Genomic DNA, 24,525 nt, shown 5'->3' with positions numbered 1-24,525 from the left:
TTCAGTGTTCATTGCGCATAACAGCGCGTCGGCTGCCCCGAATCGCACATGACCGCGCAGCGATTGCAGTTTATGCAGCCCGATCGATAGTCCCTGTTCTGCCGCCACTTTAAAACGAGGGACGGTTCCCGTAAAAAGGGCCGGCACAGGCTCACGAAATCGATATCGTCGTTTTCAACAGCTCCGGTTGCTTCCGTACCCGACCTGAAACCGCCTACACAGATCAGGGGAACTTTCGTGTGTTCCCTGGCAAGCCGTGCAAAGGGTAGGTTGTAGGTAGGCGTGAACGGTTTCAAAGATTTCTTGAGAACCGGTAGTGCAACGATTTTCCATGCCATACGCAGGAGTCCGTTATGCTGGTGGTATACCGGATTGTAATCAAGTATGGCCTGAACCGGGACCGTAGCGCCCCTGAAAATATTCAGCGGCCGATCCATGGTGCCCCAGCTTATTTCGACGGCGTCCACTTTTTGCGCATCAAGGAACCGGATCAGGTTGACGAATTCAGGCCTCTTCATTCCGCGGTGGTATTCGTCGCCTGCGCTTATTTTAACAAGAACGGGATAGTCGCTGCCGCATGAGGCGCGAATGCATTGCAGGACACGGCCAAGGAACTCCGTGCCGATGCCGCTGTGCGGGTCAATGCCGTATGCGTCGCTGCGGTCATTGACCGCCGGATTAAGGAATTGATGGATGAGATAACCGTGCGCGGCATGCACCTGAACGCCGTCAAACCCCGCCTCACGTCCCCTTTGAGCGGCGCGGCCGAAATCATTGATAATTGATTCCGCCTGCAAAAGGGAAAGCCGCGACGGTTTAACAGTAAAATATCCTGACTTCTTTGCACTCGGGCCATACACCTTCCCGCCGGTCGCAGATGGAACCGTCTGCCTGCCAGCGTGAGCGATCTGCAAAAAAACGATGCCGCCATGCCGGTGGACGTTTTTCGTCAACTCGGCGAACCGGGGGATCTTGTCGTTGCCGTCGATTCCGGCCTGGCCCGGCTGCATTGCCCTGCCGTCTTTGTTGACAAAGGCAAATCCGGTGACGATTCCTCCGATGTGATGCTTCGCAAGAGACGCGTAAAAATTTACATACCGGTCCGTGGGCGCCCCCTGCGCATCGCACATTCCCTCAAAGGTCGCCGAGCGGATGATCCGGTTTTCAAGCGTTACCGCGCCGATACCTGCATTTTCGAAAAGCCTCACGGGGATTCTCCCTCTGTCACTGCTGATGGTCGCGGTGGAAATCAAAAAGAAACCCGACAAAAACATAGGAAAAAATAAAAAGCCACAGGGCGAGGTCGGGATTGAATATGCCGATGAGCGCGGCCTGGCCGCAGGTACAGGCCCGAAAATTCGTGATCAAAGAATTATATGCTCCGGGCCCGCTTGGAAAACGGTAATAGAGCACGCCGGTCCAAATCTGAAGAAAAACAGTCAGAAGACCAAGCGAAATGAACGTAGTGTTCAGCGGTGTGCGGTAAATCCCCGAAATCCTGAGCGCTGCAAAAATCAACGTTGGCAGAAACGCGGAAAAAATCGAAATCCAGCGCGATTTCCGGAGACCGAATGAGACCACGAGCGTCAACTTGCCCGCTGCCATGTCGCCTTTGTAATCCTTGAAATACGTGTAATAGGTCATGAGGGCGTTCATCACCCATACCATAATGAGCACCGACACCCGATGGGGCATCAGAACCGTTGATGCCGTCGGACCCGAAGCATAACCGCCAAAAAGCGGGGCCATGGTGATCATGAACCCGAAAACGATGTTCCCGAGAATACCCTTGCCTTTTGCGAATTCATAAAGGATGTTGAGCAATACGCCAGCGAAAAGAAATACTATTGCAAACGGCTCGAGATAGAACCAGGTGACCGCTGCGGAAACGAGGATGAGTGCGATGGAGAGGAGAAGTGCGCCATAGGGATTCAATTCGCCGGTCACCATGGGCCGGTGAGGTGCATTGATGCGGTCCTCTTTTAATCCAAGAAAATCATTTATGATCTGGTTGACGCCCCAACTGAGAAACAGAAGGACGAGAATGATTATTTTCTTTTCAGGTGCAGGAGCCGTTTCGATCGTCCGTTCAATGGGATTTGTGGAAAGGTATTCATAATATGAAACACCCAGCCATCCGGCCATGCCGGTCACGAACGAGTAATACAATCTCATGGATTTTATATATGCTCTTATAAAGGTAATCATACTGTAGAAGCCAGTTATCAAAATCCATACCGATTTATTGGATATACGCTAAGACCTTGATATCGCGTATGATGGCAAAACAGCAAGAATCCACGAAAGTTGCGATTTTACGCAAGATATTTCACCAATATCATTTTTGCGCCTGTTCTAGTGGAGGCCGGATCTGACTGAGAATATACGGCTTGTTTATCTTTTAGTCAACTTTGCGGCAGATAAACATTTCGACCTTGGGGCACGTGGAGAACGCGGCTGAAAAAGATGGACGCGAACACATTCCGCAGACTATCTTCCTATCAAACATCATTTCGAAAGAAAGAAAATATGTCATGGATACCAAGCCTGTTTCCGGATCATTCCCCTATGCCAAGCTCTCAATCCCTTGCCCTTCCCGGTCGGGCCGCTTGACCGCCTTTTTCAGGATATTTTTGCGCCATCCCCATCATTATCATTCTGTCTCTCATGTCGGGCATTCATACAGAGAAGGTGATATGGGCGGCTCCGGGCATACTGTTTCTGCCGACCCTGCTCATGATTCTGTTCAGGAAAAAATACCCGCGCTGGTGGTTCGACTGGAATTATGCCTTGACAAAATTTTCGATGAGGGTCGGCGCTTACATTTTGCTCCTGCGCGATGAATATCCGGCTATTGAAGAGGACCAATCAGTCATGGTAGAACTCCGCCATCCCGATGCCTCAAAAGAATTGTCCCAGGGCATGCCGTTGGTGAAATGGTTTCTCGCTCTCCCGCACCTTTTCATCCTGATATTTTTAGGAATTGCCGTGGTTTTCCTGACAATAATTACCTGGTTCGCGATACTATTTACAGGCAAGTATCCGGCAGGTATTCATAAATTCGTGGTGGGTGTGGTGCGATGGGGGTTACGGGTGAACGCGTACACGTTTCTGCTGATAACGGATGAATATCCGCCGTTTAGCCTGTCGGAATAACAATTTTTCGTTGAAATAAAGTTTGGCGTTCCCCCACCTCGCTCTTTCATACGAGGTGGGGTCGGTCTCCCTAGGGGCTCGGCTATTCGCCTCGTTGCCGGACCGCCCGATACCGCTTCGCGGCGGGGTCGGCCGGCAATTCGCTCTCGCTCACCCTTCGGTCCACCTAACGCCGGGCATGAGGATTAACCCCGATTCTGATTTCTTCGCCGTTAATATTTGTTGCTAATCACCAGTGTCTGAATCCCCAACGGAAGTCGCTTGTTGAGTTTGTAAAGTAAAAGGGGATGCTCCGCGCCAGGGGCGACCGGAGGCCGTCGCCAGAGCGCGATGCTGCCCGGCCCTCGCCGTCAGGCACATAAGGGCCGTGGCGGTCCGAGCCGAAGGCGAGACCGAAGGGACGACCCTTGTGACCCTTGGAAATCCCTGACGAGGGAGAAGTACCCGAAGGGGTAGAACCGGTGCCGTGACCGGCAGGCGCCATGACTATGTAAGTAATTATGAGACGGGCTAAGCTTCCCCCACCCAAATAAATAAAAGACTATACTTCGGCCAGGTAATACACATGCTCTTTGTCAACGAAGTGGTCGAATATCTCCTCGTTGTGGGAGATCATGAGCATGGCCGTGCCTTCGCTCCGTTTTTTGTCGAGGATCGAGAGCACCTTCTTGACACTGAGGAAATCGAGACCGTTGAGCGGCTCGTCGAGGATGAGCAGGTCGGTGGCCAGCACGATGGTGCGCAGAAGGTTCAGCCGCTGCTTCTGGCCGCCACTGAGCATGGCCACCTTTTTGGCAAGAAACGCCTGGGTGATTTTCCCGTCGAACAGCTCGGAAAGCACCTGCGAAAGCCGCCCAAGGGTAAGTTTTTCGGAAAGCGGCAGACCATCAAAGGTCTCTTTCACGGACGCGGCCAGGTTGAGCGATTCGTCGGCATGCTGGAACACCATGCCCGCCTTTTTGCCCCAAATCTTAGCTGACCATATTTTTTTCGGCGTTTTTTCGGTAAGACGCAAGCCGCAGAGCGTCATGCCGAATTTCTGTGCAGGATAAAGCCCCATGATCACCTTTGCGAGCGTGGTCTTGCCCACGCCGCTCGGCGCCTTGACATACACCATTTCACCCTTGTTGATTTCGAGATCGGCTTCCTTCGTGTGCGCCGGATCCTTGTACAGGCACAGGTTTCTGCCGAACACGGTAAAGCGCGCGCCGAAATTGAGCACGGGCGTTTCCGAAACACCGAACGACGAGCCTGCCGGCGCCTCGCCGAGCCAGCTCAGGTAATCCTGCGCGGAAAAATCGACCACCTCGACCTCGGCGCCCTCCTTGCGGCGCAGTTCCTGCAGATGGATCCGCGGAAGAAGCGGCCGGTAGTTCGCGTACAGCTCGCTGATGATGGAATAATCGTGCGTGATGATCATGACCGTGAACGGGCGCTTTGCGTATTTCTCAAAAAGCAATCCAAGGAACAGGTTCCGGTAACGGTTGTCAAGGCTCCCGGTGGGCTCGTCGAACACGAAGAAGCTCCTGCCGCCGGCGCCGGTAGTGCGCATGAGCACGTCGATTTTCTTGAACGCCATCGCCAAAAGCACACGCTGCTTTTCGCCGCCGCTGGGCCGGTACGGCTTGGGAAACACGTCGAGAATGCGGCGGATTGCGGCGACGTCCGCGTCCTGCCACAGTCTTTCCATGATCGCGGCCTCGTCCTTCGAAAGCCGCAGGCTGCCTTCGTTGAGCTGGTCCGAGATTTTTAAAAGGGAATTGAGGTGCGACGACGGCTCCTGGAACACGAAAAAGCTGTTCTTCTTTATCTCCTTCACCTCCGCATCGTCAAGGTACACCGTGTAGGGCTTGTCGTTGACCGTCGCCGAAAGTTCGTCGGGATCGAGCAGGCCGTACACGGCCTTCGACACCATGGACTTGCCGATGCCCGACTCGCCGAACAGGAAGGTTACCTCGTCCTGGAACACGCCGTAGTTCGCGGCGGACACGACGGTGCGCTGCCCCGCCTTCACCCGCACCGAAAAGCGCTCGAGCGTCATAGGCGGTGCCTTTCCGCGTAGCCGTTGGCGATATGGTATATTGACATAAGAGAAAAAACGATGAGGAACGCCACGGTGATGCCGAACAGGTGTTCGAAAAACAGCGAGCCGATGTATTCCGGGTGCGTGAGCGCGTACCCGATGGAGAGGATGTCCTGCTTGCTGTCTATTTTCGCAAGCAGGCTTCCCATGGTGGCGGGCAGCGTCACCGCGTTGACGTCGGTTGAAAGCCCGACGGAAATGATGAAGTCGACGCTGCACTGCAAAAATATAGCGGCGCCGAATACCGAGATGAGCTTGTTGAGGATATGAATGCGGCTGTTTTTCCAGAGGATGTCGAAATTGATCACGCGTCCCTCGGAAATGCCGCATACGCGCATCGCGTTGTAAAAATCGAGCTTCTGGTAATGCGCGATGCGCTCGCGCATGAGATCAACGAATTCAATGAAAACAAACAGGCTCACGCAAAAGGCAAGCAGCGGGAAAATAACGGCATGGCTCCGCACGGCGCCGGTCTGGATCAGCACGCCCACCGCCACGTAACCGAACAGGATGCCCACGATCTGGGGGATCGAGCGGATCAGGTTGAGGAGAAACGTGAGCAGCAGATACGGCGCTTTGTTTTTACTCATTTCAAAGGAGTGAAGCGCCAGCGTCACGCACCACGCCAGCAGCAAGGTGAACACCACCACGAGCAGAGCGATGGCAAAGGTGTCGATAAAGCCGGCCGTCACCTGGCGCAGGGCGGGTTTGTTCAGAAACAAAATGTTCCAGACTGCGGCGACAATGATGCCGAGGAGCCAGATGAGGATCCACCGGAGGTCTTTCTTTAGCAATAACTGCTTAATCATAATTGTTTGACTGTTGGCAGTTGACGGTTTCCGGTTAAAAAAGCCTTAAAATAATTACAAGCTCCTTTTTGAGAATCAATGACAAGTGGCGTGTCGTTGCGAGCGAAGCGAAGCAATCTATTTATGGACATTCATTGATCCTTTTTTTCATCCAACAACTTTTAATTCCTTAAACTCCGGATTAGTAGCCCGTATCAATTCAATTTACTTTTTCCTTGATCCACCTTTTATCTGTTTTTCCCTTTTTATAGCGTCATCGATAAAAGAATATTCCTCGGAATAAACAAGTTTTATGACATTGCATTTCTTAGTGAAACTATCTAAAAGTTTATTCTTATGGACAAACACCCTTTTGGATATATCTCCTGTTACACCTGTGTATAGAACTGTATTTGATGGATTGGTCGTTATGTAAACATGATACTTATTCATACTTTGTCATCTATGCAGTCTTATCTGAGCTTGCTTCGTCGCCAAGCTCCTCGCAATGACATTTCCACGCCCAATAACAAGTCAACCATCAACTGTCAACATGCTTCATTTGTTCTCGATCCTCTTCTCCGCCCTGTTCTCCACGAGGTCCACCACAATCTCCGTTCCCTTGACGGTGAAGAATATCCCCAGAATTATGACTATCACGATATCATAATTCTTATACAGCATCTGCCTTAACATTTCGTAGCTCAAATGACCGTGGATGTTGAGCGCCATTTCAATGATGATGAGCCCGGTGATGAGAAATGACGCCTGTTCCTTGATGGTGGGCAGGTACTGGTGCCGCGCGTTGGAGAAAATATGCCCGAAAACATGGCCGTCGAACCGCTTTATTGGCCTGAGGACCGCGCTGGTTCGGATTCCGCCGGGTCCATGCGGGGCATAGGAGGAGCTCAGGTTCTTGACAAGCGCGGTTTCCACGTATCCCTTGCGGCTTTCGGCAACCAGGAACGCGTAGAACTTGTTGGCATAGGTGACGAGCAGGCCGTTGGAAAGCACGCCCAGAATCGCCATGAAAATGATAGTATCGGTGTTGAATTCGGTGCGGATGGAATAGGCGATCACATAGGCCGGCGAAAAGAGCACGAAATACGCCGCGGTCTTTCCGATGGCCGCGAGAACATGCAGGGCGATGGCGCCGAATGTTTTCCCCTGTGCAAACGCATGCTGTTTCTTTCTGCAGAAACGCCATACGGCCAGGGTCTGCACGCCGTAATACGTGAGGAGCATCACCACAACGTACACGGCGATGAATTTCAGATACATGATGAAAAGCTGGCCAAGCTTCCTCCACGACAGCGTCTCTTCCACATACGATTTCTGCAGCTTCTTGCTGAACTCGCTTTCCCGCAGCGCAAGGATTTTCTCCACCGTCGCATTGTTATTTTCATATTGACCGGGATAAAAAATGTTCACCGCGTCCTTGAGAAGTGCCTTATGGAACCCGTCGTTAAAATCGACAAACGAAAGATCGCCGTATTCCTGCGCCCTGCTCGTTTCCTGCTCATGCCTCGCCTGAACGCCCGCGCGGGCCGCGAACAGCGCGGCAAGCAGCACCACGCTCACAAATGCCACACTCAGAATATGTTCAAAAAGTTTCTGCCTCATGGCTTGTCCCGGCCCTGGCTTCTCGGCTTTATAAAGATTCCGCCCTTGTCAAACAGTACCTCGTACTGTTTCCCGATGAGCATGTTTTCAAGATCGCGTACCAGATACTGGGTGCTTTCGTCGAGCTGTGACGTTCCGTCATACGGCGCATTTAAGGAGCAATGCACCTCATCCCCCTTTGCTTCACAACGCCAACGGGGAATTGTCTTTTCCTGGCCGGTGAGTTTGTCAAAATGTGAGAAATATTCTTCATAGGTTTTGTTGGCGGCCTTGAAACGGTCCATGATCTGCTCCGTGAGCAAGGTGGTAAGCCCTTGCGGTTTTTCAAGGCCCTGTTCTACACGCCTCCACCCGGTCTTGGCGCCGAACCTGCTCCATCCATACGGCGGCGTTACGGCAGGCCGCTTCACGCAATAGAACCCGCCGTAGGAAAAAAGCCTTTCCACCGTCTCCCCTTTTTTCAGCCAGCCGTTTGCCCCGGGCGGGAATTTTTCGGAGAACGGCACCGCACCATCGGCGGTGATTTGCACCGTGTCGCCGACGATAAGGCATCTTCTTAAGACCTGCCTGAATTGCTTGCCCTTATCGCCCGCGAAATTACCGGACTCATCTTTTTCGATGAACCATGTCCTGCCTTCGAATACAAACCTGAGCGCATGGGTGATCTGATCGCCCATGATTTCGTTTTCCTTCACGATCTGCAGGGGAGCATTTGGAACAAACAGGTTTTTTTCATGATCGGAGAGCGGCTGCTGGTACTCGTTGAATATGGTGTAGTCCTGCGGCCGGGAAAGGATGAGGACGTCGGAGGTAGTTTGGGAAAATGAAAATACGTTTAATATAAGAATCAAAAAAAGGAATTTCTCACATGATCTTTTCATGGCGTTGGCAATCTGACCTTTAAATAAGTTCATTACTGCATGCACAATAAAAATAATTATTTATTGGAATATATGCGGATTATCTCTGTAAAAATGATCAGAAATCATTTTCCAATGAAACACGCCTGAAACATTTTGCCAAAATATCCACCCAATATATCATTAATAAAATTGGCTTTTATTTAATTCAAGAATCATTTAATTTTGTGTAATCTATTAAATATCAATTCACTAAAACAATATATAACGATTATAATCATGTAGTCCAAATAACTATTGACTTTTCTTCATTTTACCTGTATCTTTTATACCATGAAGCCAATTTTTGAATACACCGATTTCCGGAAATATCTTTCAGACTATTACCATTATAAAAAGGAAACCAGCCCCGGCTTCTCTCACCGGCTGTTCCTCGGAAAAGCAGGAATGAGCGGCCCGAATTTCCTCAAGAACGTGATTGATGGCAAAAAGAACCTCTCGCCCAGCTCGATAAAAAAATTCAGTACCGCGCTTGGTCTTGCCAAAAAGGAAACAAAGTTTTTTTCGCTTCTCGTGCAATATAATCAGGCAAAGACATCGGAAAAAAAACAGCGCTTCTTCACCGGGCTCTCCCAGTTTTCCCACCGTTCTGAAATCCAGAAAATCAGAAAAGACCAATACAATTACCTCTCGGACTGGCGCAACATCGCGGTCCGTGAATACATTCACGCCCACAAATTCCTTGATGATTACTCATTTCTCGCAAAAGCGATTACGCCGAAAATTTCTCCCCGGCAGGCAAAAAAATCCGTTGAGCTTCTTCTCAGCCTTGGCCTCATCCGGACTGGAGCCGACGGGCATTACGAGGTAAGCGACAGGATCATATCAACAGGAACGGACATAAATTCACTCGCTGCGAGGGAACTCCACAAGGCGATGATGGAAATAAGCTGCGGTGCACTCGATTCCATCCCCGCCGACAGGCAGTATTTCAGGACCATCATCGGAAGTTTTTCCGATAATGCGTTCGGTATGATAAAACTTGAACTCGACGCCACCCGCAAGAAAATGCTTGACCTCATAGCGGCTGACAATGGAAGCCCGAAAAAGGTTCACGCATTTGGAATGCAGCTTTTCCCCATGGAGCGCGGACCCAAGAGAAGGGGGAGGCAGAAATGAAACGAATTCTTCTTGCCCTTGTCACCGTCTTTCTTGCATCATGCGGTACCAATCCGATTGTCACCGATGGAGGTTCCGCCACCGACGTGGGCTGCCTAAAAGGCAATATTGTCAAATCAGACAATACGCCCGCCGGCCGCACCCTTGTGCTGCTGGTTCCCTCGGCGTTCAATCCGGTGACCGGCATCAAAGACAGCGCTATCGCATCCGACACGACCGACACCGCAGGCTCATACTTTTTTAATGGCGTGAAAACGGGACGGTATTCTGTTCAGGCCCTCCAGTTGGACGATCACTCCCGGCTGCTCGTCACCGGTCAACAGGTGTTGAAAAACGACACCGCAACCGTAAAGACAGCCGCACTGAGCGCCCCGGGCGCGGCTATTGTCTTTATCGCCGACACCCTTCGTGCGGGCCCGGGACACGTCTACATACCGGGAACCACATTCTCCATTGTCGCTGACAGCAGCATCGTGATCATCGACTCGCTCCCCGCCGCGCTTATGCCTCTGTTCGTGTACGCCAGCGACGCTGCTCCCGGCGCGCCGAGGAACATCGCCGGCAATGTATTGGTGACATCCGGGGACACCGCAATTTCCGCAACCTACCGTGTCTTGTATGTCAATAAGGCCGACACCCTCAACAACCGGGATTCGCTCTTCCTGCGCCGGTTGGCAGGCAGGGGGATCGCCATGATCTCAAGGTTTGCGGGCACCGTTTCCGCGGTCGACACCGCGGGAATCGCACTGGTTTTTTTCGGTTCGTCAATCGATTCCGGCGTGACGGCCGGCATGCTCCGCGTCTGGGCCAAGCCGGTTCTTGCCGGAGAAAGCTCCCTGTTCGGTGTCATGACGCTCACCGGTCCGAAAAACGGGATCGATTATGGTGTGACGTCCGCAAGCTACGACAGCGTTGCCATCGTTTCCCCGGCCCACCCCCTTGCCGCGGGCCTCAGCGGCACGGTGGCGGTGCTCGGGCAGCCGCTGCAACTGCGCTGGGGCATGCCGGCGACAGCCGCCACGATCATAGCATCAGTTCCCGGCATGACGGATGAGGCGATGGATTTCTGTTTTGACAAGGGAACACCTCTCTACGACACCACTCCCGCTCCGGCGCGCCGCGTGGGCCTGTTTCTTGAATTGGACGCCTCCCTTAACCTGAATGCCAATGGGTGGAGGCTGTTTGACGCAGCGGTGAATTGGTGCCTAGAAGGCAAATGATTTTTTTGTATTCTTTTTTTAATCAATAAAAGAATTTGTCAATACTTCTCGGCCTTGGAACTTATCCTCTCGAAAAAAGGCCGCATTTCTCCAATCATAAAAGGCTTTCTTTTAATCAATACCTAATACCGTTAAAGACGGGAAATTATCCAGGATTCTACGGGAGAATTCTGCCTCCACATACGCCTATTGAAGGTTTATTATAAAAAGCATCCCCTTAATATCACTCTATTTTGTGTGATATTACAGTTTAAATTAGATTTTTAAAAGGATTATATTATATATTTAACATATTGATATTAAAGTAATTATAATTTATTTGCATTGTAGTCTATTTATTTATTGACATTTTACTTTTTTGGCCTTATATTATCAAATCAAGGAATCACTATTAACCCTCGATAACAAAAAATGACAAGCAAAACCGTTATCCATCCTCTCTCTCCCAAAGGGGGTTTTATGAAGTTCCAAAATCCATCAGCTCTTTTCATCACATTATTCCTTATTATCTGGTCCGCATGTGCGACTAATTATAATGTCTCCGTATCCGGTTCAAAGATCCTGCTGAACAACACCGAAATAAAAGTGATCGGCCTCCGTTGCTCAAACGCGCTTGTTTCGGATTCCACAGCACAAATGCTCATAACCTATCTGGACACATTTAAAAACTACGGAGTAAACCTCGTTACGGTGTATTTCATGGGATCACGGTTTGGCGATGTCGGAGGTTATTTGAAGGACCAGAGTCTCAATCCTACCGTTGCAGCAAGAATGGGAGAAATCATCGAAGCGGCCGACAACCGTGGCATGATGGTCCTTATCGGCTGTCTGTACTGGGGAACGTCCACCGCAAAAGACAGCTTCCCGAACCCGACAACGGCAGACCAGACAAGCGCAAACAAAGCGGTTGCAAATGTTGTTCAATGGCTTAAATACCATAGCTACCGGAATTTTATTATTGACCCGGACAATGAGAATATGACAGGGCTTTCTGTGGAACTGATGGTGCAGGCCGGTCATGCCGTGGATAATGCAGCTGTAATCGCCTGCAACGGGAGTGCAGGCGCGCCAACCGCGAATCTGAACATACACTTTGGGCCAAAGACCGCCGGAAAACCTTATTTCGACTCCGAATATTCCCCCGACTTCGGCAATTACTGGAGCGGTTACAGCAAGCAGGCCAATTATTACAACTACATCCGTATCGGCAGATATACCAGCGCGTATAAAACACTGTCCCTCAACGATACGAAAACGCAAATGGCAGGTAATAATGGAATCGGATTCGCCTCGACCTGGCTCCAATGCGGTCCCCTTCAGGGAATCGGAGGTCCGTTCATGACGCCTGGCGGCATGTCGAATTTTACCGATTCTCAAGTGAATGCAAACGTCACCGCCGTGCTTCCGGATGCCGGCGTCCGCTGGTGGCTCGAATACATTAAAACCAACTATGGAGCATGGGTCCCGCCTGCGCCGACCTCGGTGGTGTCACACGTACTTCCGTCGCGCGTTACCATTACCGGTTACGATAATTTGAAGGTGTTCGACCTAAGCGGCAAGCTACTTGCACGCGCAACTCATGGGGATGCGGCCGCGCTCGAAAAGTCGCTGTCGTTGCGTCAGGGAATTCCATATCTGGTTGTCTATGGCAAATGCAACATCATCACCAACGTACAAAAGATTTGCAGGCCATAATTGAACGACCAAAGCGCCATCATGGACGCCGGCGGTTTTAAAAAAAGCAAAGTTTATCCATTTTAACCCTTTAAAGGAGAGGTTATGAAAATGTCCTGTGTTAATCTCAGCCGCTTCGCGTTAAGCGCAACGCTGGCGCTCATATTTTTAACAGTCCCGGCTTCAGCGACCGGGTATGTTTTTGGGGTACGCGGCGATTCTACGACAATCAACGGCAAGGGGTTCGTCGCCAAGGGCCTGCGTTGTTCCCAATCGCTCGTATGTCAGTGGGCGACCGATTCGCTTATCTTTTATCTGGACACCTTCAAATATTACGGGTGCAATACCATAAGTGTCTTTATCATGGGGTCGCGATATGGGAACATTCCGGGATTCAACTGCGACGGTACCCTTAACCCTGTCTATTCAACAAGGCTCGGCCAGATTATTGAAGCAGCGGATTCCAAGGGCATGATAATACAGGTCGGATGCCTATACTGGGGAGGCACCAATGCAAAATGTTCCAATTGGGGTCAAGCGCAAGTAGACACCGCCATTGCAAACACGGCGAGATGGCTCAGTGCTCATAATTACCGCAATACCTTTATGGATCCCGACAATGAAGCCATGGCTGGCGGTATCATACCTAACAAGGTTGAGGTAATATCAACAGTAAGGGCTGTCGATCCGGCCATTATTGTTGCGAATCCTTGGAACGATCAAGCGGCGTTTGCAGCAGCGGATCTTGCGGTCCATGTCGGATACCACAACAATACCAAACCCTATATCGAAAGCGAAGGCTGCGGAAGTTGGAGTTATGGTAGCGACAACTACACTGCATCGGCCATAGGTACACAGCATGGCGGATGCAGCTCGTCAAGTATGGCGGCTCAAGGACCCAATGGATTTTTGTTAGCCGACATGTGGCTGCAGGCCGATACGGCGGGGGGATTGGGTCCAAATATGAATCCCGGTACCGCCAGTGTCGGTATCCGCACACAACTCGAAGCGCTGAAAACCGCATGGGGCTCATGGAACCCGCCGCAGCCCCTGACATCCATGGCGCTTGTTCCGCGATTGTCAATCAAGGGAAACACGGGCCTTGATGAAGTTAGGGTCTTCGACGTGCGCGGTAAGCTTATGGACCGCTTTAAATTTTCTGCCGCCACGCCTGCTGGACTCATTCCACGGAGCATAAATACCGGCATATATATACTGGTCCATGAAAGAAACGGCCAAATTATTGACGCCGTGCGAATGTGCAAATTTGACAGGTGAAATAACGGCACGGTTGAGCAGGGTGTCTCCCCCCTTGCGAACGGACGTTCGCACTGCCTCTCTGCCGTGCTTTGCATTTTGAGAAGGAAAAAATGCTTGCGGAGAACAATGCGGCATGAAAAGCATCAGTCAAGAATCAAATGGCATCAGAGGCTTGGCGACCATGCGAGCCCTCACAATCTGTCATCCGTCCCCGGTATCGCCACGCGGTTCGTCTTCGGGTCCATGACGATCTTCACCTTGCCGCCGGGCCGGACCGAACCGGCGTCGGCCAGGGAGACATAGAGGTCCTTTTCTGCATTGAACGGCGCGCCGGCCGGCGGCGTCACTTCGATGATGACCCTGAACATCACGCCCGGCGATCCGCTCACCACGGTCCCCTCATTGAGCACCTTCACGATCGTCGCCTCGAGCGGAACGCCCGTTTTAATCAATACACGTGCGCGCCGCGTGGAACGGACAAGCAGCCAGATGATCAGGCCTGACGCGATGCCGACCACGATCCAACCGACGATGATGCCTGTCATGACGCTCATAAGATATTAAACAACTTGATTTTTGTCGGCTTTTTCACCCGATGGGAATATACGGCTTTCATATAAATTTGTCAACCGCAATAAAATGCAAAACAGAAGGGAACCGAAAGCGGTTCCCTTCTTTATTCCGCACGACAGAATTTTTCCCTTCGATGGTTCTTGCTACTTCTCCATTGCTGACACAGCCGCATATTTCCTTTGATCTTAAAAAAGTTTATTCTTCTTCGGCGCTTCCTGCCATTTCTTCGCGGTTGACAGCTGCGAAGCCACGCCGTACAGGTCGATGGTCGAGGCGTCGAACTGCGTGGAGAAATACGCCAGCGACGGCAGCGAGAACAGCCACGAGCCGAGCGCCAGCTTCTGCTCGAGCTTGTCGAGGCTTTGCGAATAGTGCTGCTTGTCGCCGATCTCGCGCGTCGCCATGAACCCGTAGATGTAGTCGAGCAGCTGCTTGAAATCGGCCTGCTCGGCCGACGATGCGCCCAGGTCGAGCCGGAAGAAGTTCTTGTTCGCCGTGAAGCACGACGGGTCGGCGGCCTCTTTTCCCTTAGCGTCAACCATGGTCCTGAAGTTGATCTTGTACGACTCGAAATCAGGCTCGCGCAGGAAGATCGGGAACAGGTCGAACAGGAAGTTGCTCCGGTACCCGCTGATGGCCACGAGCACGGCGTCGTAGTTCTGCTTCTTGATGTCCTCGTTGCCCACGGCCGCCACCTTGATCTTGCCGTGGAACAGGGCAGGGTCGTTCATGATCTCAACGAGATCCGAGAGTTCTTCCTTGAAATCATAATTCAGGCAGGTCTGGATGCGCACCGTGTCGGGCAGCACCGACACGTCCGGACCTTCCCGCACCGAGTCCGGGGTCACGATCTGCTCCTCCACGTAGTACGAGGTGGTGGGAAACACGCTGTTGTTGAGATATTCCGAATAGTTGTCGCCCTCGCCCTTGTAATTGGCGATATGGCGCTGCTGCTGGGTGCCTATCTTGAAGAAGCGGTTCATGATGATCTGGTTGTTGATGAGCTTGCGCAGGGCGAGCCGCTGCTGGAGGTTGAGCCGCTCCACGTTGAACAGCACGGCGAAGAAACACGTGGCGATGCTTGACTTATGGAAAAACTTGGCGCTGTCGCCCAGGATGGACGACACGGCGCCGAACGGCGTGGACAGCAGCGTGTTGATGTTGCGGTTGCGCAATTCGGTGGTGTAGGTGCTGTTGTCGATGAACGGCTTGAGGATGAAATTGGGGATGCGCGCGATGCCGTCGGGCATTTTCTGGAAGTAAATCACGTCTTCGTACTCCCCGGTCAGAAGGTACGGACCCGTGCCGATCGTGTAGGCGGGCGCGTCCATCTCAGAATTCGCCGGGATGATTTTAAACGAAAGCACTTCCTTGATGTCGGGCTCTTTCCAGTCGCGGTCGCCCTTGAACTGGAACTTTATCTCGTTGTTGTCGTCCGGCCCGGAAAAGTCGAAATTCGGGATGGCCTGCGACACCAGAATGTAATCGGGTGAAAGGCTTCCCAGTTTCTGGATGCGGTGCAGGGTGAATTTGAGGTCCTGCGCCGAGAAGAAATTGTCCTGCTTGGGCGCAATGGTGGCCTTGTTCTTTTCCATGGTCACGTTCCAGCTCGAATGCCATTTCTTGCCCTGCTTGAGCCTCACCGTCACCACGCTGGTCTTCGGGTCGACGTTGATCAGCTCCCCCAGCCCGTCCTCGTACGTGATGCCGCTCGGATTGGCCGAAACATTGAAGAGGCCGTCGAAAACCACCTCGTCGAGCTTGTCGGCGATGGGGATGGCGCTCGGCACATGCGGGTCGATGCGCGGCTTCTGGTGCGCGATGTACGGTATGACGATCTTGCCGCTCAGGTCCTTGTGGAACACGAACCAGTATACTGCCCCGCCGCCGGCGAGGACGAGAATTGCGAGGATGACGATGAGAACTGCTTTCATGGGACACCCTTTCTAGGTTATTGCCGATTTATCCATTAATAATTTTTCAGTCCACCTGACGACTTTTTCCGCCGGCGAAAGGTTGCTTTTCGACCGCAGCAGCCAATCTTCGGGTGTACCCGGGACCGGGCCGTCACGCCGCTGCACGGTATAACTCCTTGCCTTCTGCTATGGCGTAAAAATATACAAGTGAGCGGTTGTTCTTTTGCTGTTCGATGATCGCCGGCGTTGCAACAACTATGTCCGCCGCATACCCTAATCCGGATAAATTTCGGTAAATTTCCCGCGCGGTTCTTCGGCACGCAGTCCCGTCGGGCATCACTACCAATGCGTCAAGGTCGCTGTTGGCATGCCGCTCCCCTCTTGCCCAGGAGCCGAAAAGAATAATCCGAAGCGGATGGGCTGCGGCGACAATCTCCTTTACAAAATCATCAAGCAGTTTTTTTTCATCAATCATAAGGCGCCTTAGATTAATTCTTCTTTATGATCGGCTTCTGCACCATCACGCTCACCGTGAACGGCTTGAACGCCGGATACGTGAAGTTGACTTCCAGGATATTGTTCTTGTCCTTGTTCATCTGCACCGGCGTGATCTGGCATTCAAAATCGTTGGCCGCGGTCGGCGCGCCGATGGAGAAGCGGCCCTCGTTCTTGAGCACGGTCTTGTTGCAGAGGATCTGGTCATACCACTGGCTCGCCGCCGCGTTCTGAGCGATTTCTTTCGGCAGCTTGATGTTCACGTCGTACACCGGAAACTCGGCGTCGGTCGGAATGTTCACGTTGAGCCTGATGTAATACTTGTTCTTCGCCCCCCTGCTGCGGTTGTCGGTCACGGGCAGCACGAACACGCGGCGGTAATCCTTGGGCTTGGAAATCCACTTTGCCGACAGCGGGTCGCATTCCGCAATCTTGATCTTGAGCTCCTTGTCGTCGCCCTTGTAATGCTTGCCGTGCGTCACCACGGCGCGCGCCTTGAGAACGCCGTTCTCATCCGGGTTCTTGATGAACTGTTCGTAGCACAGCTTGATCGCCTTGGCCGGGAAATCATAGTCCTTCAACTTGGCCAGGTCGGCGATGAGCGCCTCCTTTTTCTTGAGAAGATGGTTCTGCGACCCGGACGAGAAGGTGATGTCGTACACCGGCAGGAAGACCGAGTCGGAGTACAGCGAATCCACGTTCTCGAGCACCGTCACTTTTTCCTCACAGAACTTATTTACCCGTGCGCGCGTGACGCGCTCGACCGTGGAGTACAGCGAATCTTCCATGTCGCGCACCGCGGCCTGCTTGAAGGGAAGGGCCGCCTGTGGATTGATGAACGTCTGGTCGACGTGCAGGTTGCGCAGGCCGGTTTCCGCCTGCTGCCAAGCCGCGGACGTCAGCGACGTCCTCACGGCCTTCATCTGCTGCTCAACCGACAGCCTGTCAAGGTCACGATACCTGTCAAGCAGAAACCCGAGCTGCTTGGCCTGCGAAAGCAGGCCTTCCATTCCGTGGAAATCGCCCTGCAGTTTAAGGATGTTAACCTGCTGCACGAGCACCTCGGCCTGCTGGCTTTCCGCCAGGCGCTGGGAAACAAAGGACGCGAGCTTTGCAATCTCTGCGTTGAGCGCCTCGGCGCTTTTGCTCGCCGCGTACTTGCCGTACGACTCGTCTATTTTGGAAGGCATTGCGTTTTGCACCGCGGTCATGCGCGCCACAACGCCCTTGAAAAACTCGTCATTCGGGAACTGCGGGCCGTCCTTCACGTATTTGCCGATGCGGTCTACCGAATCCTTGAGCGCGGCAAGCGTTTTCGCCTTGGAATCGAAATCCGTGACGTATTTGGTCATGGCCGTGAGTTCCTGCGGAACGGCAATGCCCGCTTTTTCGAGCAGTGTGCCGAGCGGCGCAAGCGAAGCCGTATTGTACAGCTTCTGGTCAAACAGCGCGGCGTCTTCCTTTCCCGACAGTTTCATGGTGAGATAGGGCATCACTTCGTCGAACCTGTTTTTAAGAACGCGCTGGCTTTCGGTGGTCACGTTGGGCGCCAGCATGCTTTTCTGGTTGAAATACGAGGTGAAATCAGCGATCTTGCCCAGGAAATCCTCGGGGCTGCCGCGCGACGCCTTTTCTTTGCTGAAGAAATCGAGCGACGCCAGCCACGCCTTCTGGAAATTCATCTCGTCCTCGAGGTTGGCGCGCAGTTTTTTATAGTTCTGGTACGCCGGGTCAGTGGAGTTCACGATGCGCGCCGGGAAAATACTCTCGATCGCGAGCAGTTCCTTGTATACCCCTTCCAGCGCCGCCTCGTGGCGCTTGATGGTGTCGATTGCCGCGGCAAAATTGATGGCGTCGATCTGCGTGGTGGTGCCGATGCCCTTGTAAGCGCTTCTGTCAACCACGTTCCTGGCAAGGGTGGCGTTGTATTCCGCCGCCTTGGTCTCGAACTTGAAACGCCATTGGGGCGCATACCGGTATCTCATGGAAAGGACAAAGTCCTCCCCCCCCACTTCCATGAACCAGTAGTAAGAAGGCGACTTTGTGTTCACCGCATAAACGCTTATGGAATCGGGCCACAGTGTTTCGTCCTTTATTTTTTCACCCGGCGTTTTGTTTTCGGCATAGGTGGCCGAAAAAAAGCTGTTCATCTTTTTCTTTGACGGCGCATTAAGCACGAGGTAGAAATTGTCCTCTGCCGGCGCCGGGAACATGATCACATATTTTTTCTCTTTTTTCAACTCGAAATCCTTTTTATCGTTTTTAAGCTGGATGTATCCCTGCTCCGCGGAGGACAGCTCAGGTTTTGGCTTGAGTTGCGCATACGGCGCGCACGAAAGCATCACAAGCCCGGCCGTTGCAAGCACCGCGATAAATACAAACAATGCCTTTGATTTCATCCACTGCTCCTTTTAGAAGGTGGGGGGTTATGGAATCCGAATTTTTAATGGATTTATAATATAACAATCGGCTTGCGGAAATGGCATTTTTTTGAGAATTTATCAATGTAAAACAAATAAATTGGGCGCCTGCCCGTGCAGGACTTATTCCATATTTTTTTATGCTCGGACACCGGCCCTCCCTCCGGGCTCGGCTATTCGCCTCGTTGCCGGACCGTCCTATGCGTGACGGCGGGGTCGGCCGGCACAATGCAAAAGGTATAATTAACTGCGCAGAGCGCAACTACCTTACATTAGGGAAAGAAGTGACACAAGGCAAGAGATATAATAATGAAGCACGAAGTGCCATTTCTATACCCTTGGGGAATGAAATGACAATTCGCTCTGGCTCACCCTCCGGTCCTGCCTGGCGCTCGGATTTGGTAATTTCTCCGCGAATCTTACTGGAGGCATGTGTGATTGCTCCTAATCATCAAGTGTTATTCGATAATTCTCCTATGTCACCCTGAGCTTGTCGAAGGGTCTTTCAATTGTATTTCTCGCAACTTGAAAATCACTCGGAGAAAAACCATCTCTTATCTTTACATAATTCCTAAAAAAGTCTTATATTGTTGATATAATTCAGAGTAGGGGGAAATTGTCATGAAATCCATCACATTGTTTTTTGTGGTCATTTCTTTTCCTATTATTATAGCGCCCGCTAAAGCCTACCCCGACGAATTCGCCCCGGACAGCATCATCGGCATCACCAAGCGCGTGGCCTATTACCATATGAAAAGCGGGCCGATCTACCCCAACAGCTGGGACGGCGGGGCATACATGACCGGCGTCATGGCAATGCACCGTCTCACCAAAGACAGCACCTATCTCAATTTCGCGCGGCAGTGGGCGATCAAATTCAAATGGATGCCGTGCGTCACGCTTCTCACCACCAGCGCCGACGATATCTGCTGCTGCCAGACCTATTGCGAGATTTACCTGCTCGACCCGAGGCCGGCCAACGACTCGATGATAGCGAATGTCAAAACGAACCTTGAAAATCTTTTTTATACGGTCAAGCAACAAGGTATTTGGAGCTGGGACGATGCCCTGTACATGGCGCCGCCAGCGGTGTCCCGATATTGCCGGGCGATCAATAACAATGAATTCATAGATTCGATGGCCCAGTACTGGTGGACGACCAGCGCAAATCTTTACGACACGAACTACCACCTCTGGTACCGCGACGGCGGATTTAAAACCCAGAAAGCGGCCAACGGCCAGCCCGTGTTCTGGTCGTGCGGCGTGGCATGGGTTTTGGGAGGGATGACGCGCGTATTGCGGGACATGCCGCTTGATCATCCCCAACGGCCCAAATGGGAAAAGCAATTCAGGGAAATGGCGGCCGCGATCATGGCCGAACAGGGCTTCAATTCCCTTTACAGCGGGCTGTGGACCACGAGCATGCGCGATCACACTCAATTTCCCGATCCGGAAACAAGCGCGTCGGCTTTCTTCTGTTTCGGCATGGCATGGGGAATCAACAATCACCTTCTGGATTCGGCGCAGTACATCGACTGCGTAAAAAAAGCCTGGCGCGACCTCGTGGCAAACGTGGGCACCGACGGCAGGCTCCAACGGTGCGAGAACGTAAGCGATCAGCCAGCCAGCATCGACGTGAACAATTCGTCGGTGGAAGGCGAAGGCGCGTTCATGCAAGCGGGGGAACAGATGTGGATGATGGCGACAGGGGCAACGGCGGCAGCGGCTGTTTCTCCTGCCAACAATAAAGCTCTTTATAATACTGTAGGTTCCAGAATTATAATTTCCGCACATGATGGAGCAATCACCATTCCCAAGGACGCGAGCGGTGCCGCACTCTTTGACCTTTCGGGAAAATTGGTGCTTGATTATACGGAATTATCAGGCAAAACGCTCCGTGTCCCGAAAAATCTATCGAAGAACAAGGCGTATGTTCTAAAATGTATAAAGTAGCTTTCTCGATTTTCCATGAAATTGACATTTGATAATATTGCAATTCCCGTCTTCATTATCCGCGCCTCGTAAACTTTAGCCCCGAGGTACTCATGGGTAAATCCTTTTGGAAAAAATTCATTCTGGCGCTCATTGTCCTTATTGGACCTGAAGCAGTTCTTGCAAACCATCCGTCCATTTTCTTCTCCTCCACCGACATCCCTTCAATCAGAACCAAGGCAACCACCACCCACGCCGCCATCATGGCGCCCATCATATCCTGCGCAAACTCCCTGTTGCCGCTGCCACTGCCGACAGCCCCTACCGGTGCGGCGTCTTCCGATCTGAGCCTTGACGCGCGCGACGTCACGGTGCTCGCGTTCGCGTTTGTCGCCACCGGCGATGTTCAGTACCTGACGCTCGGCCGGAGCTATCTCACCGCGTTTGCCACGTGGCCGTACTGGGGCGCGGACGCGACGCTCGGCGACCGTGACCTGTCGCTCGGCTCAATGATCCGGGCATGCGCCATGGCATATGACTGGCTCTATGACAGCCTTTCGGCGGGCGACCGCGCCGCGGTGCGCGCCGCATTGGTCAAGCACAGCCAGGAAATGTACGAAGCGGCCGCGGGCCCGTACACCGCCGCGTGGGCGAACTGGTGGCCGGAATCGTACGGCCAGAACCACTGGGACAACAACAACACCGCGCTCGGCATTGCCGCGCTCGCGCTCGACGGCGAATGCGACAGTGCTGCACAATGGCTCTCCCACGTGATCGCCCAGATGCGCAGGGACAGCTTCGACCTCGCGAACATCGGCGACGGCACATGGCACGAGGGCTGCCTGTATCAGAACTCCAAGCTCACCGCGTCAATGCCGTTCTATTTCAACCTCAAGCGGCTCAAGAACATCGACCTGTACCCGCGCAATTACCTCTCGAACTACGCACTCTTCGCCCTGTACAATTATCTGCCGTCGGACCGCCAGATGGCGCTCGACTTTTCGAGTTACATCGATGACTGGGGCGGATGGCTGAGCGCCGCGGGATATTCCCTGCTCGCGCTTGCGGGATCGGAATGCGGCTCGGGCATCGGCCAGTGGCTCTGGGCAAGAATGGGCACCGACCTTGGGCGCAGTTCGTACCAGGCGGGCAATCACGTGTGCGAGTTCTTTTATTATTCACCGTCCGCCGCCTCCACCCCGCCTGCAAACCTCCCTTTGTACCGCACTTTGTGGGACCTTCAGGGCGTGATCTGGCGCACGGGCTGGGGCGACTCGGACCTGACCTTCGGATTAAAAACCGGCGCCTACGGCGGCATGTTTCTTTACAATCAGTATTTGTCGAAGAACTACCCCTTCGACACATCGGGCGCGAACCTCAACGTGGGTCACGACCACGCCGACGCCAACACCATCTGGCTGTACCGGGGCAGCGCCACCCTAATCGGCGAGAACGAGGGCCGCAGTCTGTATGACGACCTCGGCACCGCGTACCAGTCGTCGTCGCACAACACCCTGCTCGTGGACGGCAGGGGCCAGTACTTCCCCACCGACCAGACAGGCGTGTACGCGGGCAACGACGGGCTCCTCACCACGGTCAGCGACATTGACGGATACGACTTCGTCTCCTCCGACGCGTCGCGGCGGTGCCGGTCCACGAACGCCGACGGGTCCATGGGGCCGTTCATGGTTTCGCTTTTCGCAAGGAACGTCCTGTTCGTGCGCCCCGCGTATTTCATCATCGTGGACAATGTCGCCGACAGCGCGGCGCACTCGTACGAGATCCGGTTCCACTGCGCCGATTCGGCCGTCATCGACACCGCCGGCGGATGGGCGCGGGCATCGAGCGGACAGGGCAATCTGCTCGGCATCAAAACGCTCTCGCCCGCTCCGTTCGTGTTCGACACCGTTGATTCCGCCAAGCCCAGCATTGTCATCAGGCCGCCGCAGGCCGTGAAAAAGGTTGACTTTGTCAACGTGATTTTCCCGTCGACCGTCTCAACCTGGGCCGCACGGCCGGCATTCACCCTGACCAATCAGACCTCATCCGCATCCGTGGTGCATGTGAGCGGAAATCTCGCATTTGACCATATCATCCGCCGCGCGGGCGCCGGCGACACGGCAGCGGCCGGCGGCTATGTGACGGACGCGAACGCGGCGAGCATCGGCTTTGCATCCGACGGCATCATAAAAGATGTTTTCCTGGGCGCAGGCACCGTGGTCGCGGACAGCAGCGGCCGGCGCGTTATTTTGCAAAGTGCTGCCAAGGTGAACGCCGTGCATGCGTCAATTTCAGACACCGCCGTGGCCGTGTATCTTGACGATAAAAGCCCGCTTAATCTCAAGCTGTACGCTCCGAATGCAACGCCCGCAATGGTGCGGGTGCCGGGTCGCAATCCGCAGGCCGTAAAGCAAGGCAGCTATCTCATCATCACGGAATCGATGCAGGTTGACAGGATGGTACCGGGCCAGCAAAAGTACGCCGCATTCTCATTTACTTTTGATAAAAGGCGTCCGGCATTCAGGATAACGTCCCCCGGCTCGGGGACGGCAGTGGTGAGCCTGTACCGCCTTGACGGGAAATGCGTGTGGAAGAGCAGGCCGACCTCTTTGATTCGCGGTATTCCGGCATTTGTTCCGAATGATGGATTCGTTCCGCGGCATTCGACGTATGCGGTCAGGATGGAAATAAAAGGCGCGGTAAGTGCCCAGACGCTGCTTCACTTAGCGGAATAAGCGATGCATTGACTTTTGCGACATCGTACCCGGAGCAAGTCCTTCGGCTTGTCATTGATGTCACGGCCCCACCTTCACTTCCCCCGGCCATGTCTCCCATCCCCAGGCGTGGCCGATGCTCCAGTTTCCTATCGTGTCTAGGGCAGCATGGACGGTAATGACGTCCGGATGGGTCGGCATGGACGTATGGATCAGGTACGCTGCGGCGCCGATGCTGTCGAACCGGGCGCGGAAAGCATATACCGGCCCGATTTCTAAATTGTGCAAAAGGACATATTCGTTGGTAGTGAGCGAGTCCACCGGCAGAATGTTCGATCCCCAATTAATCGAATCATTTTCCTGGTTCAAATAGAATCCGGTAACGGAGAGCGGACCAGTATTGATGAATTTAAGCGTGAACGTCGAACTAGGTTTACTGCACTGCGGGCCGACAATAGAGCACGCAAATAAGAAGGCGAAGAGAAGCAGCATGTTGATTTTCCGCATGGTTTTCCTTTCCATTATTAAAATTTAATCAGGACATCTTATCATAAATGAAAAAAAGTTCAATTAACATCATATAAAATGATAATGATGCAAGTTTGGTGCCACGAAATAATGTAAAATAAAAA

The 24,525-nt window shown here is 52.8% G+C and carries 18 protein-coding genes; 7 read left to right on the top strand and 11 right to left on the bottom strand.

Going from position 1 to position 24,525, the window contains the following annotated elements:
- Positions 1-8: 8 nt before the first annotated feature.
- Both VLX68_09455 and VLX68_09450 read right to left on the bottom strand, forming a co-directional pair.
- Entirely contained in the window at positions 9-1,208 is a 1,200-nt protein-coding gene (locus tag VLX68_09455) for an NADH:flavin oxidoreductase (GenBank protein ID HUI92458.1), read from the bottom strand.
- A gap of 16 nt (positions 1,209-1,224) precedes the next feature.
- The gene (locus VLX68_09450; GenBank protein ID HUI92457.1) at positions 1,225-2,175 is read right to left on the bottom strand and encodes a UbiA family prenyltransferase; all 951 of its coding nucleotides are present in this window, start codon (positions 2,173-2,175) and stop codon (positions 1,225-1,227) included.
- Positions 2,176-2,667: 492 nt separating this feature from the next.
- Between VLX68_09450 and VLX68_09445 the strand changes: the two genes are divergently transcribed.
- Positions 2,668-3,156 carry a DUF4389 domain-containing protein gene (locus VLX68_09445; GenBank protein HUI92456.1) on the top strand — a complete coding sequence of 163 codons (489 nt, stop codon included), beginning with the start codon at positions 2,668-2,670 and terminating at the stop codon, positions 3,154-3,156.
- A 541-nt stretch (positions 3,157-3,697) separates the two neighbouring features.
- On the opposite strand, the gene VLX68_09440 is transcribed toward VLX68_09445, so the two are convergent.
- The 4 genes from VLX68_09440 to VLX68_09425 all read right to left on the bottom strand — a co-directional run bounded on the left by VLX68_09440 (position 3,698) and on the right by VLX68_09425 (position 8,501).
- A complete protein-coding gene (locus VLX68_09440; GenBank protein ID HUI92455.1) occupies positions 3,698-5,197 on the bottom strand; it encodes an ATP-binding cassette domain-containing protein in 1,500 nt (499 codons plus the stop codon).
- Entirely contained in the window at positions 5,194-6,048 is an 855-nt protein-coding gene (locus VLX68_09435; protein ID HUI92454.1) for a hypothetical protein, read from the bottom strand. The genes VLX68_09440 and VLX68_09435 overlap by 4 nt, the downstream gene beginning before the upstream one ends.
- A gap of 537 nt (positions 6,049-6,585) precedes the next feature.
- A complete protein-coding gene (locus tag VLX68_09430) occupies positions 6,586-7,650 on the bottom strand; it encodes a hypothetical protein (protein HUI92453.1) in 1,065 nt (354 codons plus the stop codon).
- Positions 7,647-8,501, bottom strand: coding sequence for a hypothetical protein (locus tag VLX68_09425; protein ID HUI92452.1), 855 nt, complete (start codon positions 8,499-8,501; stop codon positions 7,647-7,649). Before VLX68_09425 ends, VLX68_09430 begins: the two co-directional genes overlap by 4 nt.
- 342 nt (positions 8,502-8,843) lie before the next feature.
- On the opposite strand from VLX68_09425, the gene VLX68_09420 reads away from it, so the two are divergent.
- The 4 genes from VLX68_09420 (at position 8,844) to VLX68_09405 (ending at position 13,861) form a co-directional block, all read left to right on the top strand.
- Positions 8,844-9,689, top strand: coding sequence for a TIGR02147 family protein (locus VLX68_09420; protein HUI92451.1), 846 nt, complete (start codon positions 8,844-8,846; stop codon positions 9,687-9,689).
- Complete coding sequence (locus tag VLX68_09415; GenBank protein HUI92450.1) at positions 9,686-10,909, top strand: hypothetical protein; 1,224 nt, start codon at positions 9,686-9,688, stop codon at positions 10,907-10,909. The genes VLX68_09420 and VLX68_09415 overlap by 4 nt, the downstream gene beginning before the upstream one ends.
- A 459-nt stretch (positions 10,910-11,368) precedes the next feature.
- On the top strand, positions 11,369-12,604 hold the full coding sequence (locus tag VLX68_09410) for a hypothetical protein (GenBank protein HUI92449.1): 1,236 nt from the start codon (positions 11,369-11,371) through the stop codon (positions 12,602-12,604).
- Positions 12,605-12,688: 84 nt separating this feature from the next.
- The gene (locus VLX68_09405) at positions 12,689-13,861 is read left to right on the top strand and encodes a hypothetical protein (protein HUI92448.1); all 1,173 of its coding nucleotides are present in this window, start codon (positions 12,689-12,691) and stop codon (positions 13,859-13,861) included.
- A gap of 173 nt (positions 13,862-14,034) precedes the next feature.
- On the opposite strand, the gene VLX68_09400 is transcribed toward VLX68_09405, so the two are convergent.
- The 4 genes from VLX68_09400 to VLX68_09385 all read right to left on the bottom strand — a co-directional run bounded on the left by VLX68_09400 (position 14,035) and on the right by VLX68_09385 (position 19,226).
- On the bottom strand, positions 14,035-14,388 hold the full coding sequence (locus tag VLX68_09400) for a hypothetical protein (GenBank protein HUI92447.1): 354 nt from the start codon (positions 14,386-14,388) through the stop codon (positions 14,035-14,037).
- 213 nt (positions 14,389-14,601) lie between these two features.
- Entirely contained in the window at positions 14,602-16,350 is a 1,749-nt protein-coding gene (locus VLX68_09395; protein ID HUI92446.1) for a hypothetical protein, read from the bottom strand.
- A 133-nt stretch (positions 16,351-16,483) separates the two neighbouring features.
- Positions 16,484-16,807, bottom strand: coding sequence for a nucleotidyltransferase domain-containing protein (locus tag VLX68_09390; protein ID HUI92445.1), 324 nt, complete (start codon positions 16,805-16,807; stop codon positions 16,484-16,486).
- A 13-nt stretch (positions 16,808-16,820) separates the two neighbouring features.
- Complete coding sequence (locus VLX68_09385) at positions 16,821-19,226, bottom strand: hypothetical protein (GenBank protein ID HUI92444.1); 2,406 nt, start codon at positions 19,224-19,226, stop codon at positions 16,821-16,823.
- Between the two features lie 642 nt (positions 19,227-19,868).
- Here VLX68_09385 and VLX68_09380 point away from each other — a divergent pair.
- Both VLX68_09380 and VLX68_09375 read left to right on the top strand, forming a co-directional pair.
- Positions 19,869-21,200, top strand: a complete 1,332-nt coding sequence (locus VLX68_09380) for a glycoside hydrolase family 88 protein (GenBank protein ID HUI92443.1) — start codon at positions 19,869-19,871, stop codon at positions 21,198-21,200.
- Between the two features lie 92 nt (positions 21,201-21,292).
- The gene (locus VLX68_09375; GenBank protein HUI92442.1) at positions 21,293-23,914 is read left to right on the top strand and encodes a DUF4962 domain-containing protein; all 2,622 of its coding nucleotides are present in this window, start codon (positions 21,293-21,295) and stop codon (positions 23,912-23,914) included.
- Between the two features lie 60 nt (positions 23,915-23,974).
- On the opposite strand, the gene VLX68_09370 is transcribed toward VLX68_09375, so the two are convergent.
- Positions 23,975-24,400, bottom strand: coding sequence for a hypothetical protein (locus VLX68_09370; protein ID HUI92441.1), 426 nt, complete (start codon positions 24,398-24,400; stop codon positions 23,975-23,977).
- Positions 24,401-24,525 lie beyond the last annotated feature (125 nt).

The sequence above is a fragment of the Chitinivibrionales bacterium genome, assembly GCA_035516255.1.
In the GTDB taxonomy this organism is placed as follows: domain Bacteria; phylum Fibrobacterota; class Chitinivibrionia; order Chitinivibrionales; family FEN-1185; genus FEN-1185.
This window is presented reverse-complemented; position numbering and strand designations above follow the sequence as displayed.